The sequence below is a fragment of the Delftia sp. RIT313 genome (genome assembly GCF_000632165.1).
Classification (GTDB): domain Bacteria; phylum Pseudomonadota; class Gammaproteobacteria; order Burkholderiales; family Burkholderiaceae_C; genus Comamonas; species Comamonas acidovorans.
Genome location: NZ_JFYT01000013.1, coordinates 118862 through 134318, shown reverse-complemented (window position 1 = coordinate 134318; position 15457 = coordinate 118862). Strand labels below are relative to the sequence as shown.

General features: G+C 63.7%; 15 protein-coding genes. 9 read left to right on the top strand and 6 right to left on the bottom strand.

Features of this window, described 5'->3' with window-relative positions:
* Positions 1-58: 58 nt before the first annotated feature.
* Both BW39_RS03340 and BW39_RS03335 read left to right on the top strand, forming a co-directional pair.
* A complete protein-coding gene (locus BW39_RS03340) occupies positions 59-1708 on the top strand; it encodes an NAD+ synthase (RefSeq protein ID WP_043819742.1) in 1650 nt (549 codons plus the stop codon).
* Between the two features lie 71 nt (positions 1709-1779).
* Positions 1780-2118: a P-II family nitrogen regulator gene (locus tag BW39_RS03335; RefSeq protein WP_012206673.1), complete on the top strand. Its 339-nt coding sequence runs from the start codon at positions 1780-1782 to the stop codon at positions 2116-2118.
* 101 nt (positions 2119-2219) lie between these two features.
* On the opposite strand, the gene BW39_RS03330 is transcribed toward BW39_RS03335, so the two are convergent.
* The 6 genes from BW39_RS03330 to BW39_RS03305 are packed head-to-tail and all read right to left on the bottom strand — an operon-like array spanning position 2220 to position 5738.
* Positions 2220-2813, bottom strand: coding sequence for a TIGR00730 family Rossman fold protein (locus BW39_RS03330; protein ID WP_012206672.1), 594 nt, complete (start codon positions 2811-2813; stop codon positions 2220-2222).
* A complete protein-coding gene (locus tag BW39_RS03325; protein ID WP_043819740.1) occupies positions 2810-3223 on the bottom strand; it encodes a diacylglycerol kinase in 414 nt (137 codons plus the stop codon). Before BW39_RS03325 ends, BW39_RS03330 begins: the two co-directional genes overlap by 4 nt.
* A gap of 40 nt (positions 3224-3263) precedes the next feature.
* A complete protein-coding gene (locus BW39_RS03320; protein ID WP_034396055.1) occupies positions 3264-3809 on the bottom strand; it encodes an RDD family protein in 546 nt (181 codons plus the stop codon).
* A gap of 29 nt (positions 3810-3838) precedes the next feature.
* Entirely contained in the window at positions 3839-4690 is an 852-nt protein-coding gene (locus BW39_RS03315) for a DUF3106 domain-containing protein (protein ID WP_043819762.1), read from the bottom strand.
* 20 nt (positions 4691-4710) lie between these two features.
* Positions 4711-5169: a DUF3619 family protein gene (locus BW39_RS03310; protein WP_043819737.1), complete on the bottom strand. Its 459-nt coding sequence runs from the start codon at positions 5167-5169 to the stop codon at positions 4711-4713.
* Entirely contained in the window at positions 5166-5738 is a 573-nt protein-coding gene (locus BW39_RS03305; protein ID WP_013801505.1) for an RNA polymerase sigma factor, read from the bottom strand. Before BW39_RS03305 ends, BW39_RS03310 begins: the two co-directional genes overlap by 4 nt.
* Positions 5739-6015: 277 nt before the next feature.
* Here BW39_RS03305 and BW39_RS03300 point away from each other — a divergent pair, with 277 nt between their 5' ends.
* From BW39_RS03300 to BW39_RS03270, 7 genes are all read left to right on the top strand, one after another.
* Positions 6016-7797, top strand: coding sequence for an acetolactate synthase 3 catalytic subunit (locus BW39_RS03300; protein ID WP_043819761.1), 1782 nt, complete (start codon positions 6016-6018; stop codon positions 7795-7797).
* A gap of 154 nt (positions 7798-7951) precedes the next feature.
* Positions 7952-8443 (top strand): acetolactate synthase small subunit, encoded by a 492-nt coding sequence (ilvN, locus tag BW39_RS03295; RefSeq protein ID WP_012206665.1) that lies wholly within the window; start codon positions 7952-7954, stop codon positions 8441-8443.
* Between the two features lie 72 nt (positions 8444-8515).
* The gene (ilvC, locus tag BW39_RS03290; RefSeq protein WP_012206664.1) at positions 8516-9532 is read left to right on the top strand and encodes a ketol-acid reductoisomerase; all 1017 of its coding nucleotides are present in this window, start codon (positions 8516-8518) and stop codon (positions 9530-9532) included.
* A gap of 210 nt (positions 9533-9742) precedes the next feature.
* Entirely contained in the window at positions 9743-10576 is an 834-nt protein-coding gene (gene pssA, locus BW39_RS03285) for a CDP-diacylglycerol--serine O-phosphatidyltransferase (RefSeq protein ID WP_012206663.1), read from the top strand.
* A gap of 226 nt (positions 10577-10802) precedes the next feature.
* The gene (gene leuA / locus BW39_RS03280) at positions 10803-12494 is read left to right on the top strand and encodes a 2-isopropylmalate synthase (RefSeq protein ID WP_043819734.1); all 1692 of its coding nucleotides are present in this window, start codon (positions 10803-10805) and stop codon (positions 12492-12494) included.
* Positions 12495-12593: 99 nt separating this feature from the next.
* On the top strand, positions 12594-14132 hold the full coding sequence (locus BW39_RS03275) for a 2-isopropylmalate synthase (RefSeq protein WP_034396043.1): 1539 nt from the start codon (positions 12594-12596) through the stop codon (positions 14130-14132).
* 119 nt (positions 14133-14251) lie between these two features.
* Positions 14252-15349: a serine hydrolase gene (locus BW39_RS03270; protein ID WP_043819733.1), complete on the top strand. Its 1098-nt coding sequence runs from the start codon at positions 14252-14254 to the stop codon at positions 15347-15349.
* The last annotated feature ends 108 nt before the right edge of the window (positions 15350-15457 follow it).

Here is a 15457-nt window from a genome sequence, read left to right as displayed (position 1 = left end):
CGCTGCCGCCTTTCGCTGTGGGGTGGCCTTGTCGGCCCTGTTGGCTCCATTGCATTCCATGACGCTCTCCATCTGCACTGCCCAGCTCAACTTTGTCGTGGGCGACCTGCCCGGCAATGTCCAGAAAATCATTGCCGCAGCCCGTGAAGCTTATGCCACGGGAGCACGCTTGCTGCTGACGCCCGAGCTTGCCCTGTGCGGCTATGCGGCCGAAGACCTGTATCTGCGCCCCGCCTTTCTGGATGCCTGCGACCAGGCCGTGCAGCAGCTTGCGCTGGAGACCGCGCAATGGCCGGGCCTGGCGCTGGTGCTGGGCCATCCCTGGCGCGACCAGGGCGCCGTTGGCGCGTTGCGCAATGCGGCCAGCGTGCTGCGCGACGGGCGCGTGGAATGCAGCTACGCCAAGCAATGCCTGCCCAACTACGGCGTGTTCGACGAGCAGCGCTACTTTGTGGCCGGCCAATCGCCCTGCGTGATCGAAGTGCAGGGCGTGCGCGTGGGCCTGCTGATCTGCGAGGACGCCTGGCATCCCGAACCCGCACGCGCCGCCGCCCAGGCCGGTGCGCAATTGCTGGCCGTGATCAATGCCTCGCCCTTCCATGAGGGCAAGCAGGCCGAACGCGAAGCCACGCTGGCCGCGCGTGCGCGCGAAACCGGCCTGCCCCTGGTGTATGCACATCTGGTTGGCGGCCAGGATGAAATCGTCTTTGATGGCAGCTCCTTTGCCGTGCAGGCGGACGGCTCCATTGCCGCGCGCGCGCCGGCCTTTGCCGAGGCCTTGCCGCGGGTGGAGGTCCGCACGGGCGGGCATGCGCTGGTGCTGGCAGGCGAGGTGATTGCGCAGCCAGGGCACCTGCCGGCGCTGTGGTCCGCCCTGGTGCTGGCCGTGCGCGACTACGTGGGCAAGAACCGTTTCCCTGGCGCCCTGCTGGGCCTGTCGGGCGGTATCGACTCGGCCCTGGTGCTGGCGATTGCAGTCGATGCCCTGGGCGCGGACAAGGTGCATACGGTGATGATGCCTTCGCCCTACACGGCCGACATCAGCTGGATCGACGCGCGTGACATGGCCGAGCGCGTGGGCGTGCGCTATGACGAAATCTCCATTGCGCCCCAGTTCGAGGCCTTCAAGGCCGCCCTGGCCCCGGCCTTCGCGGGCCGCGCCGAGGACACGACCGAAGAAAACCTGCAGGCCCGCATCCGCGGCACCCTGTTGATGGGCCTGTCCAACAAGTTCGGCTCCGTGGTGCTGACCACGGGCAACAAGAGCGAGATGTCCACCGGCTACTGCACGCTCTATGGCGACATGGCGGGCGGCTTCGCCGTGATCAAGGACGTGCTCAAGACCGAGGTCTTTGCGCTGGCGCGCTGGCGCAATGCCAACGATCCGTTCGGCACGGGTCTGGACCCCATCCCGGATCGCATCATCACGCGCCCGCCCAGCGCCGAACTGCGCCCTGACCAGAAAGACCAGGACAGCCTGCCCGCTTATGAGGTGCTCGATGCCATCGTGCGCCGTTACATGGAAAATAACGAAAGCATCGCCTCCATCGTGGCCGACGGATACGCCAGCGCCGATGTGGAGCGAGTGACACGCCTGATCCAGATCAACGAGTACAAACGCCGCCAGGCGCCCGTGGGGCCGCGACTGACGCGCCGCAGCTTCGGCAAGGATTGGCGCTACCCCATAACCAACCGCTTTCGCGCTTGAAGCACCTGAGGCGGCGGGGTTTCCCGGCCAGCCGTCTTGCCCCGTATTGCATGCACTGAGGAGTTCACCCCATGAAAATGATCACCGCCATCATCAAGCCGTTCAAGCTGGAAGAGGTCCGCGAGGCACTGGCCGACTGCGGCGTCAACGGCCTGACCGTCACCGAGGTCAAGGGCTTTGGCCGCCAGAAGGGCCATACCGAGCTTTACCGCGGCGCTGAGTACGTGGTGGACTTCCTGCCCAAGGTGAAGATCGAGGTCGTGGTCCGCACCGAGGACGTGGACCGCTGCGTGGATGCCATCGTCAACGTGGCGCGTACGGGCAAGATCGGTGACGGCAAGATCTTCGTCACGGCCGTGGAGCGCGTGGTGCGCATCCGTACCGGCGAGCTCGACGACGGAGCCATTTGAGTCCGAGAGCAGGGCAGGGCGCATTCGGCGCCCTGCATTCTGGATATCTCGACGCTGGCGGCCATCCTCTCAAGGGTGGCCGTTTCCGTTTCCGCTGCTGTTCAGATCACGGCGCGCAAGGGCGCAGTCTCCAGGCCCGTGCCGGCGTTCTGCACCAGGGATTGCAGCAGCGTGGGGATGTCGCTGCCGCTTTCGATCAGTCCCATCTGCCACTCGCCCATGAAGCCATGGCCCACGCAGGTCTGCAGGAACTGCAGCATGCTGTCGTAGTAGCCATCCACATTGAGCAGGCCGATGGGCTTGTCGTGGTAGCGCAGCTGGCGCCAGGTCCAGACCTCGAACAATTCCTCGAAGGTGCCTATGCCGCCGGGCAGGGCGACGAAGGCATCGCTGCGCTCGGCCATCATGGCCTTGCGCTCGTGCATGGTCTGAACGATGTGCAGTTCATCGCAGGCATGGTTGGCCAGTTCCTTGTCCACCAGCGCCTGCGGAATCACGCCCACGACGCGGCCGCCGGCCTGCCGCGTGGCCTCGGCCACCTCGCCCATCAGGCCGCTGCGGCCGCCTCCATAGACCAGCTGGCCGCCGTGCTCACCGATCCAGCGGCCGGTGGCGCGGGCCGCCTCGATGAATCCGGGCTGGTCGCCGGGGCGCGAGCCGCAATACACACAAATGGAAAACGTGGGATTTGTCATGCAATGAACCGTTGATAGAGGGCGGCCAGCCAGACGCCGGCGCACAGCAGCAGCGCCAGCATCACGGCCGCGCTGCCCATGTCCTTGGCCTGCTTGGACAGAACGTGCCATTCGGGGCCTATGCGATCGACCACGGCCTCGATGCCGCTGTTGAGCAGCTCCACGATCAGCACCAGCAAGACGGTGCCCGCCAGCAGTGCGACCTCGATCCAGCTGCTTCCCAGCCAGAAGGCGGCAGGGATCAGCACGATGGCGGCCAGCGCTTCCTGGCGGAAGGCTTTTTCATTCCATCCGGCGCGAAGGCCTGAGAGCGAATAGCCTGCTGCGTGCCAGACACGCGTCAGGCCTGTGCGGCTTTTCTGGGGGTTGACAGGTGCGCTGTCGGTCGGGTCGGGAGATGCGGCGGGCATGCTTGCGAGTGTAGGAGATGCGACGCTGCCTCTGGGCCTGTCAGCGCTTTTTCCTGGGTGCTGGTGCCTGGTGGATCAACTGGGTGCCAGCCCATGCGTCATGCCAGAACTGGCGGCGCGGATGAAAGCGGCTGAGCAGCGCCCAGAGCGCCACCCACAGCACCAGCAGCATCAGCGTGGTCAGTGCAGGCACGCCGGTCGAATAGGCCGCCAGTGGCGGCAGCAGCCAGATCCAGCTGAACACATAGCGCCGCAGCGCGCGCAACTGGCTGACGGGCTGGCCCGCTGCATCCACCAGGCGGATGTGCCAGGTCTTCATGGCCAGCGTCTGGCCCTTGGACCAGAACCAGACGAAATAGATGCCCAGCACCACGAACATGAAGGCCTGCAGCGCATGGCGGTTGTCCATGGCATTGCGTGTCTGCGACAGGGTGCCGAACAGATAGCCTGCAATGAAGACCACGCCGAACAGCAGCATGCCCTCGTAGAGCCAGCAGGCCATGCGCCGCGCCAGTCGCGGGGCCATCTGTGGGGAGGCTGCGATTGCGGCTGCCGTGGTGGAGGCGGGGGATGTGGCGTTCGTCATGCGGACGGGGAGATCGGTGCGTCAGTGCGTCAATGCGAGAGGGGCGCTTCGCCGTGCGATGGCTGGGATGCAGCATCGGTGCTGTCATGCAGTTCCATGGGTGGCAAAGGCATGGGCGTGGCCGAGGGCACTTCCACCGGCGCCGTCTCCACCAGCGCCGGCGGGCGCACGGGATGGGTTTCCACGGCTGCAGGGGATGGGGCCGGGGGTACGGGAAGCGGCGGGTTGTAGATGGTGGCGGGCGGAATCTTCGGCGGATTCGGAATGGTGGCCGGAGCCACCGAGGCCGCCGGAATCCGCGCCAGCCGCTTGGGAGCCACGGGCTCTATGGCGGTGGCGGCGCCCTTGGCCTTGGGCGCGGCGCGCGCGGCCAGCAGGCGTTTTTCCTCGTCGCTAAGCGCCTGGTAGGCCTCCCACTGGGCGCGCTTGTCGGTGGCCAGGCGGTTGGTCAGGGCGAAATTCAGGCGGGCCTGGCTGCGCTGCTGGGCGCTGAGGCTGGACCAGGTCTGCATGCGATCGCGCAGCTTTTCCTGCTCTTTTTCACTGAGCTTGTCCCAGCCCTCGGCCAGCGCCATCCAGCGGCGCTTTTGCAGCGCGTCCATCATGGACCAGCGCTCGGACAGGGGTTCAAGCACGCTGCTCTGCGCCGGTGTCAGCTCTGCCCAGCGCGGGCCGGAGGCCAGGTCCGTGGCGCGCTGGCGTGTGGCTGCATCACCGTGCAGGGTCTTGGAGGCTGCGATCGTGGCCGGCGAGACGGTGCTGGGTGCCAGCCGTACCTGCTGCACGACGCGCCAGCCGGTCCAGGCCAGCGCCATCAACAGCACCGCCGCCAGGATGGCGGCGGCTGAGCGGTGGAACGCGGCGCGTGAGTCAGTGGGCATGCAGGCAGGCAAGGCGGGGATCAGCGTTCCGTGTTGGTGGCCGAAGTCTTCAGGTACTGGATGAAGCCGGGGTCGGCGTAGGCGGCGGGCGGCAGATCATCGGTCAGCAAGGCGGTATCCACCTCGGCAACCTCGGTCAGACCTGTCTGGTCCGTCTGCACGTTGACGACCACCAGGCCAACGATCAACGCCAGCACCGGCACGGCCGAGATCAGCGCGCGCCACCAGGTGCCGCCCTCGTCGCCCGAACCCAGCGTCAGCGTGCCGCCCTGAGCCTGGGTTGCGCTGGCGGTCTGCAGCGGTGCAGCGCGCAGCTCGCGCCGGCGAACGGACAGGGCGCGCTCGCGCCCAGCGCGCAGCCGCTCGGTGATGTCGTATGGCAGCAACGCCTCGCCGTCACCCAGGCGCGCGGTGATCCGGCGTGCGATGCGGTCGGCCGCCATTTCGCTGTGGAGAGTGAGAGTGGGCGCAGTCTTCATAGCTCGATTCCTTTGGCCTTCAGTGCCTTGCTCAATGTCTGGATGGCGCGGAAACAATGTGTTTTTACACTTCCTTCGGAACACCCCATCGCGGCAGCGGTCTCCGCGACATCCATCTCTTCCCAATAACGCATCAGGAAAGCTTCGCGTTGACGTGCTGGAAGCTCCTGTATCTCTTTTTCAATGCTTTGCAAAATCTGGGCCCGCTCGGTCAGATCTTCGGCGCTGCGGGCGGTTTCGCCGTTCTGGCCGGAGTCGGCGTAGGTTTCTAGCCAGTCGAAGTCCGCATCGTCGCCGGCCGAGGCCTCCAGATCGCTCATGCGGGTGAAGAGGGCGTTCTGCGTTTTTTGCCTGCGAAACCAGTCCAGCGTGCTGTTGGACAGGATGCGCTGGAACAGCATGGGCAGCTCGTTGATCGGCTTGTCGCCATAGTGCTGCGCCAGCTTAAGCATGCTGTCCTGCACGATGTCCAGCGCCGCCTCCTCATCCCGGACGTGAAAAAAGCTGCGCTTGAAGGCTCGCTTTTCTACGCTTTTGAGGAAGTCGGATAGTTCTTGCTCGGTTGCCAAAAGGAACGCAGGCCCGGATGAGGGGCTCGTTGATGAGGGGCTGAACGGGTGCGGGGCCTGATTATCGCACCGCACTGTCAATTTTTTTCGCAGGATGGCGCGCAGGCTTGTTGCAGTGCGATAATGTCTGCTGCAATTCAAAAAGGCAAACGGGTCACGGTCCGGCGTTTACTCACTCGCCCATGTCTGTTGGTCCTAAGTCCCGCACCGGCCTCACAAGGGCTTCAGGCAAGGGGCACCCAAGGTTTTTCGTTAGAGAAATTCACAAAGGTTGATCATGGAAATTTCCAAAGCCGAGTACTCCAGCGCGGCAGCAGCGGCGTCGCAGTCCCATGCATCCCAGGAGCTGATGGGCTCCGAGATCCTCGTCAAGTCCCTGCAGGCCGAAGGTGTCAAGCAGCTTTGGGGCTATCCGGGCGGTGCGGTTCTGTACATCTACGACGCCCTCTACAAACAAGATTCCATTCAGCATGTGCTGGTGCGCCATGAACAGGCGGCCGTGCATGCGGCAGACGGTTTTGCCCGTGCCACGGGTGAAGTCGGCGTGGCCCTGGTGACCTCGGGTCCCGGCCTGACCAACGCCGTGACCGGCATTGCCACCGCCTATACCGATTCCATTCCCCTGGTCGTGATCAGCGGCCAGACCTCGACGGCCTACATCGGCACCGATGCGTTCCAGGAATGCGACACCGTCGGCATCACACGCCCCATCGTCAAGCACAACTTCCTGGTGAAGGATGTGCGCGAGCTGGCGGACACGATGAAGAAGGCCTTCCACATCGCGCGCACCGGCCGTCCCGGCCCCGTGGTGGTGGACATTCCCAAGGACGTGTCCTTCAAGAAGGCGCTCTACGCCGGCTACCCCGAGAAGGTGGAGATGCGCTCCTACAACCCGGTGCGCAAGGGCCATGCCGGCCAGATCCGCAAGGCGCTGCAGTTGCTGCTGGCCGCCAAGCGACCCTACATCTACACGGGCGGCGGCGTTCTGCTGGGCAATGCCTGCAACGAGCTGCGCACGCTGGTGGACATGCTGGGCTACCCGGTCACGCACACGCTGCTGGGCCTGGGTGCCTATCCGGCCAGCGACCGCAAGTTCCTGGGCATGCTGGGCATGCACGGCACCATCGAAGCCAACAATGCCATGCAGAACTGCGATGTGCTGCTGGCGGTGGGTGCACGCTTCGACGACCGCGTGATCGGCAACCCCAAGCATTTCATGTCGGTGGAGCGCAAGATCATCCACATCGACATCGATCCCTCTTCCATCTCCAAGCGCGTAAAGGTGGACGTGCCCATCGTGGGCGACGTCAAGGAGGTGCTGACCGAGCTGATCTCCATGATCCGCGAGGCAAGTGCCCGTCCCGACGCAGCGGCCCTGGGCCAATGGTGGGAGACCATCGAAGGCTGGCGCAGCCGCGACTGCCTGCAGTACAGCCGTGGCGATGGCTCGGTCATCAAGCCGCAGTACGTGGTGGAGACGCTGTGGAACATGACCCGCGACGCCGATGCCTACATCACGTCCGACGTGGGCCAGCACCAGATGTGGGCCGCGCAGTACTACCGCTTCGACGAGCCGCGCCGCTGGATCAACTCCGGCGGCCTGGGCACCATGGGTGTGGGCCTGCCCTACGCCATGGGCATCAAGCTGGCCAAGCCTGAATCCGAGGTGTTCTGCATCACGGGTGAAGGCTCCATCCAGATGAATATCCAGGAGCTGGCCACCTGCCTGCAGTACAACACGCCGGTCAAGGTGGTGTCGCTGAACAACCGCTACCTGGGCATGGTGCGCCAGTGGCAGGAGATCGAGTATTCGGGCCGCTACAGCAGCAGCTACATGGACTCGCTGCCCAACTTTGTGAAGCTGGCCGAGGCCTATGGCCACGTGGGCATGCTGATCGAGCGCCCCGAGGACGTGGAGCCCGCCCTGCGCGAGGCACGCAAGCTCAAGGACCGCACGGTGTTCATGGACTTCCGTACCGATCCCACCGAGAATGTGTTCCCCATGGTGCAGGCCGGCCGTGGGATCACCGAGATGCTGCTGGGAGCTGACGACCTCTGAGCATGGTCCCTTGCGGGATCTGCCCGGGTTCATTCCTGCCGCATCCGTTCCAGTGAGCCGTCCTCGAGGCGGCCCCTTTGACGAATCTATTGCCTGCCAAGCCCGACGTTTACCGGCGCCGGGGGAGGGCAGCGAAAAGAGGAATCTTTCTTTCATGAAACACATCATTGCCGTGCTGCTCGAAAACGAGCCGGGAGCCTTGTCGCGCGTGGTGGGCCTGTTCTCGGCCCGCGGCTACAACATCGAATCGCTGACCGTGGCCCCCACGGAAGACGCATCGCTGTCGCGCATGACCATTCAGACGAATGGCTCCGAAGACGTGATCGAGCAGATCACCAAACACCTGAATCGCCTGATCGAAGTCGTCAAGGTCGTGGACCTGACCGAAGGCTCCTATACCGAGCGCGAGCTCATGATGGTCAAGGTCCGTGCCGTGGGCAAGGAACGCGAGGAGATGAAGCGCATGGCGGACATCTTCCGCGGCCGCATCATCGACGTGACCGAAAAGAGCTACACGGTCGAGCTGACCGGCGACCAATCCAAGAACGACGCCTTCCTGCAGGCGCTGGACCGCACGGCCATTCTGGAAACCGTGCGCACCGGCTCCTGCGGCATCGGCCGCGGCGAACGCATCCTGCGCGTTTGATGCGCTGCAACGCACCTGAAACCTGTCCCCTTCCCCTTTTCAACCCCTACACACACGAAGCCTGGAGCCAACATGAAAGTTTTCTACGACAAGGACTGTGACCTGAGCCTGATCAAGGGCAAGACCGTTGCCATCATCGGCTACGGCAGCCAGGGCCACGCACACGCGCAAAACCTGAACGAAAGCGGCGTGAAGGTCGTGGTCGGCCTGCGCAAGGGCGGCGCTTCCTGGGACAAGGTCGCCAAGGCTGGCCTGACCGTCGCGGAAGTCGATGACGCCGTGAAGTCCGCCGACCTGGTCATGATCCTGCTGCCGGATGAGAACATCCCCGAGGTCTACAACAACAACGTGGCCCCCAACATCAAGCAAGGCGCCACGCTGGCCTTTGCTCACGGCTTCAACATCCACTACAACCAGGTCGTGCCCCGCGCCGATCTGGACGTGATCATGGTCGCCCCCAAGGGTCCTGGCCACACCGTGCGTTCCGAGTACCTGAAGGGCGGCGGCGTGCCCTCGCTGATCGCTGTGTACCAGGACAAGTCCGGCAAGGCCCGTGACCTGGCCCTGTCCTATGCCATGGCCAACGGCGGCGGCAAGGGCGGCATCATCGAGACCAACTTCAAGGAAGAAACCGAGACCGACCTGTTCGGCGAGCAAGCCGTTCTGTGCGGCGGCGCGGTGGAACTGGTGAAGATGGGCTTCGAGACCCTGACCGAAGCCGGCTACGCTCCCGAAATGGCCTACTTCGAGTGCCTGCATGAGCTCAAGCTCATCGTGGACCTGATGTACGAAGGCGGCATCGCCAACATGAACTACTCGATCTCGAACAACGCCGAATACGGCGAGTACGTGACGGGTACCGAAGTCATCAACGACAAGTCGCGCGAAGCCATGCGTGCTGCCCTCAAGCGCATCCAGACCGGCGAATACGCCAAGATGTTCATCCAGGAAGGCCGCACCAACTACCCGAGCATGACGGCCCGCCGCCGCATGAACGCCGACCACGCCATCGAGAAGGTCGGTGGCCAGCTGCGCGCCATGATGCCCTGGATCTCCAAGAACAAGCTGGTTGACCAGAGCCGCAACTGAGATTGCTGCATTCCATCTTGCCTGGGTCGCGCAAGCGGCCTACGCAAGGTGCAGGACAAGGCCACCCCGACGGGTGGCCTTTTTCGTGCAGGGAAGGGGTGCGGCGCGCAGGTACACTGACCCTTTCGGGGCGGCGCGGTCCGCTCCCTTAGAATACTATCGTTTTAATAGCTGCCCGCGCCCGTAGGCGCTGTGCTGGAGGCTGGATTGATGCAAAACCACAATGAGTCCAACGAGATTGAGGGCGTGGTGGTGCGCAAGCGCCGCAAGGGTATCTACATCCTGCCCAACCTGTTCACGCTGGCTGCGCTGTTCGGTGGCTTCTACGCCATCGTGATGGCCATGAACGGCCGCTTCGAACTGGCTGCTGCAGGCGTGTTCTGCGCCATGGTGCTGGACAGTCTTGACGGCCGCGTGGCACGCATGACCAATACGCAAAGCGCCTTTGGCGAACAGATGGACTCGCTGTCGGACATGGTGTCCTTCGGCGCCGCTCCCGCCTTGATCGCCTATGAGTGGGCGCTCAAGGGCATTGGTCGCTGGGGCTGGATTGCCGCCTTTGTCTATTGCGCCTGCGCTGCACTGCGGCTGGCGCGTTTCAACGTGAATACCGGCACGGTGGACAAGCGCTGGTTCCAGGGCCTGCCTTCGCCTGCGGCGGCGGCGCTGGTCACGGGCTTCATCTGGCTGCTGGACGAGGCGGGCCTGCTGCGCGGACAGGATGCCTGGCTGAGCTGGACGCAGATCACCTGGATCATGTTCTTCCTGACGCTGTACGCGGGCCTGACCATGGTTACCAATGTGCCGTTCTACAGCTTCAAGGACGTGCACTTCAAGAAGAGCGTGCCGTTTGCCGCCATCGTGCTTATTGCGCTGGGCATTGCCATCATCAACATCCACCCGCCCATCGTGCTGTTCGGCGTGTTCCTGCTCTACGGTTTCTCGGGCTATGGCGTCTACGCCTGGCGCAAGGCCAAGGGCCAGCGCACCAGCGTCATCAGTACCTCGACCGACGAGCCCGAGGAGCGCGGCCTGCACAAGTGATGCGGCGCAGCATCTTCACAGCCTTTGTGAACCTGTGCTAAAGTCGTTCGAATGCAATACCTGTCGCTAGCTCTACTACTGATGTCCAACGGGCAGAGACAGTAGCGCGCGCGTACATACCTACTTTCACGGCCCGTTTGCACCAGCGACGGGCCGTTTTGCATTTGTGGGGTCGCTGGAGCAGGTGGGTCTTGTTTTTACCTAGACGATAGAAAGCACTTCAGCCATGTTGCAAAACCCTTCGACCAAGTACCGTCCGTTCGCTTTCGCTCCCGTGCGTCTGCAAAATCGCAGCTGGCCCGACGCGACGATTACCAAGGCTCCGATCTGGTGCAGCGTGGATCTGCGCGATGGCAACCAGGCGTTGATCGAGCCCATGGATATCGATCGCAAGATGCGCATGTTCGAGCAACTGGTGAAGATCGGCTTCAAGGAGATCGAGGTCGGTTTTCCCTCCGCTTCGCAGGTGGAGTTCGACTTCATGCGCAAGCTCATCGAGGAAAACCGCATTCCCGATGACGTGACCATCCAGGTGCTGACCCAGGCGCGCGAGCACCTCATTCGCCGTACCTTCGAAGCGCTCGAAGGCGTGCCCCGTGCCATCGTCCATCTGTACAACGCCACCGCGCCCGTGATGCGCCGCGTGGTGTTGAACATGAGTGAAGACGAGATCGTCGAGCTGGCCACCACCAATGCCCGCATGTTCAACGAGATCGCTGCCGGCTACCCCCAGACGCAGTGGACCTTCCAGTACTCGCCCGAGATGTATTCGGACACCGAGCTGGAGTTTTCCAAGCGCGTCATCGATGCCGTCACCGATGTATGGCAGCCCACGCCCGAGCGCAAGTGCATCATCAACCTGCCCACCACGGTGGAGCATTCCACGCCCAATCTGTTTGCCGACATGGTGGAGTGGACGCACCGCCATATCCAGCGCCGTGATTCCATCGTGCTGTCCGTCCATCCCCACAACGATCGCGGCACGGGCACGGCGACGGCCGAGCTCGCGCTGATGGCCGGTGCCGACCGCCTCGAAGGCTGCCTGTTCGGCAACGGCGAGCGCACGGGCAACCTCGACGTGGTCAACGTGGCGCTGAACATGTACATCCAGGGCGTGTCGCCCGGGCTGGATTTCTCCGATATCGACGGCATCCGCAGCACGGTCGAGCATTGCAACCAGTTGCCCGTGCACCCGCGCCATCCCTACGTGGGCGACCTGGTCTACACCTCGTTCTCTGGCTCGCACCAGGATGCGATCAAGAAGGCCTTCGCCGACCGCAAGGAAGGCGACGTCTGGGACATGCCCTATCTGCCCATCGATCCCAAGGACCTGGGTCGCAGCTATGAGGCCGTGATCCGCGTCAACAGCCAGTCGGGCAAGGGCGGCATCGCCTATCTGCTTGAAAGCGAATATGGCCTCCAGTTGCCGCGCCGCCTGCAGATCGAGTTCAGCCAGGTCGTGCAGCGCGAGATGGATGCCAGCGGCAAGGAATTGGCTGCCGCCGACCTGTGGAATCTGTTCCAGCGCGAATACGGCCTGCAATCCGTGCAGGCGCCGCACTACCGGCTGAGCGAGAACGATGGTGTGGTCAGCCTGTCGGCCGACCTGGCCGTCGAGGGCGGCAAGCGCACGATTGAAGCCGAGGGCACGGGCCCGATCGATGCCTTCGTGCAGGCGCTGAGCGAGCACAGCGGCCGCGCGGTGCGCGTGCTGGACTATGCCGAACACGCCATTGGCGAAGGCGCCAACGCCAAGGCCATCGCCTATGTGGAACTGCGCGTGGACGAGTCCCACGTGTGCTACGGCGTCGGGGTCGATGCGAATATCGTCTCTGCCTCGTTCCGGGCCATCATGTCGGGCTTGCAGCGTGTTCCCTCCGCCGAGAATGCGGTGGAGCAGGAGGCGGTTGCCGCCTGAATTTCGTTCCCGAGCCGGTGCAGCCACAAGCGCACCGGCTTTTTTCATCGCCTGCCCGTGGGCAGGGGCTTCGCATCCACAAGAAAGACGAGACTCCCCATGACCGACCAATTGATCATTTTCGACACCACCTTGCGTGACGGCGAGCAGTCGCCCGGTGCCTCCATGACCCGCGACGAGAAGCTGCGCATCGCGCGCCAGCTCGAACGGCTGAAGGTCGATGTGATCGAGGCCGGTTTTGCGGCGAGCTCCAACGGTGACTTCGAGTCGGTGCAGGCCATTGCACGCGCCATCAAGGACTCCACCATCTGCTCGCTGGCGCGGGCCAATGACCGTGACATCGCCCGTGCGGCCGAGGCTCTGAAGGATGCCAACCGCGCGCGCATCCACACCTTCATTGCGACCAGCGCGCTGCACATGGAGAAAAAGCTGCGCATGACGCCCGATCAGGTACTGGAGCAGGCGCGCCAATCCGTGCGCTTTGCGCGCAACCTGATTGCCGACATCGAGTTCAGCCCGGAGGACGGCTACCGCAGCGACCCGGATTTCCTGTGCCGCGTCATCGAGACCGTGATCGCCGAGGGCGCAACCACGATCAACGTGCCTGACACCGTGGGCTATGCCATTCCCGAGCTCTACGGCGCCTTCATCAAGAACTTGCGCGAGCGCGTGCCCAACAGCGACAAGGCGGTCTGGAGCGTGCACTGCCACAACGATCTGGGCATGGCCGTGGCCAACTCGCTGGCCGGCGTCAAGCTCGGCGGCGCCCGCCAGATCGAATGCACCATCAATGGCCTGGGTGAGCGCGCCGGCAACTGCTCGCTGGAAGAGGTGGTGATGGCCATCAAGACGCGCAAGGACTACTTTGGCCTGGACGTCAACATCGACGCCCTGCACATCGTGGCCGCCAGCCGCATGGTCAGCCAGACCACCGGCTTCGTGGTGCAGCCCAACAAGGCGGTGGTGGGGGCCAACGCCTTCGCCCATGCCTCCGGCATTCACCAGGACGGCGTGCTCAAGGCGCGCGACACCTACGAGATCATGCGCGCCGAGGACGTGGGCTGGAGCGCCAACAAGATCGTTCTGGGCAAGCTCAGCGGCCGCAATGCCTTCAAGCAGCGCCTGCATGAATTGGGCGTGGAGCTGGACAGCGAAGCCGCGATCAATACCGCCTTCGCCGCCTTCAAGGAGCTGGCCGACCGCAAGAGCGAGATCTTCGACGAGGACATCCTGGCCCTGGTGACCGAGCAGGACGCGCATCAGCAGGCCGACCCCTTCCAGTTCATCTCGCTGGCCCAGCAAAGCGAGACAGGTGAGCGCCCACACGCGTCGGTGGTGTTCAGCCGCGACGGCCGCGAGATCAAGGCCCAGTCCGACGGCAATGGCCCGGTCGATGCCTCGTTCAAGGCGATCGAGTCCGAGGTGAAGAGCGGTGCCGAGATGCTGCTGTACTCGGTCAACGCCATCAGCGGCTCCACCGAAAGCCAGGGCGAAGTGACCGTTCGCCTGCAGCGCAGCGGGCGCGTGGTCAACGGCGTGGGCGCCGACCCTGACATCGTCGTGGCTTCTGCCAAGGCCTATCTGAGCGCGTTGAACAAATTACACAGCAATGCAGAGATCGTGGCTGCGCAGGGGTAAGCACTCGCCTTATAATTTCACTTAAATTATCGAAAAGTCGCACAAGTTATTGTCACAGTGCGACTTTTTCGATTAATGTAAGGTCTAGTCACAAATTCTTGCTGCTTGGAGCATTTCTCATGCCCACCCTACGCCGTGCCCGCCTCGGTCGATTTGCTCAGGTCATGTCCTTTCTGGCCCTGAGTTGTGCTCTTGCTGCTCCGGGCGCACATGCCGCGCCCGCCAAGAAAGTTGCCAAGAAACAGGTGGCCGTGGCCCCTGTCAAGAAGAAGGCGGTGAAGGAGCGCGCCACGGCCGCTCCGCAGGGCAAGCGCGTTGCCAAGAGCGCGCGCCAGCCCAGCCGCGTCGCTGCACGCAGCGTGGCCAGCCCCATTCGCGCCGTTGCCTACGAGCCACGCCTGTCCTTCGGTCAGATGGCCGGTCTGCATGCGGTGGCCGATCCTCTGGATCTCAAGAGCAGCGTGGCCCTGGTTCTGGACCAGGACACCCATGAGGTGCTGCTGAGCAAGAACGACCACGCCGTCTTGCCCATCGCCTCGTTGACCAAGCTGATGACCGGCCTGCTGATTTCCCAGGCCCATCTGCCGATGGATGAAACCATCACCATCACGCAGGACGACGTGGATACCGAAAAGGGCAGCAGCTCGCGTCTGGCCGTCGGCACCACGCTCACGCGCGGTGAAATGCTGCACCTGGCCCTGATGTCCAGTGAAAACCGCGCTGCCCATGCCCTGGGCCGCACTTTCCCTGGTGGCCTTGATGCCTTTGTCCAGCAGATGAATGCCAAGGCCCGTCTGCTGGGCATGACAGATACCCGCTACGTGGAGCCCACCGGGCTGTCCAGCCGCAACCAGTCCAGCGCCCGTGATCTGGCCGTGCTCGTCAATGTGGCGCACAGCGATCCGCTGGTGCGCGAGTACACCACCTCGCCCGGCTATGAGGTGGCCGTGGGTCGCCGCACGCTGCAGTACAACAACACCAACCGCCTGGTGATGAGCCCCACCTGGGACATCGGTCTGCAAAAGACCGGCTACATCTCCGAGGCAGGCCGCTGCCTGGTCATGCAGGCGCAGGTGGCTGGCCGCAAGATCATCATGGTCTTCCTGGATTCGGCCGGAAAGTTCAGTCGCCTCGGCGATGCCGAGCGCGTGCGCCACTGGGTGGAGTCCATGGGACAGGTGGCTGGCGATCCCATGATCCACAAGGTCAAGGGCTGAGTTTTCTTTCCCCTCACGACAAAGGCGCCGATGGCGCCTTTGTTGTTTCTGGTGGGCAGAGGTCTGTGTAGCCAATGGCCCCTGGCCAATGCCAACGGGGTCGACGGC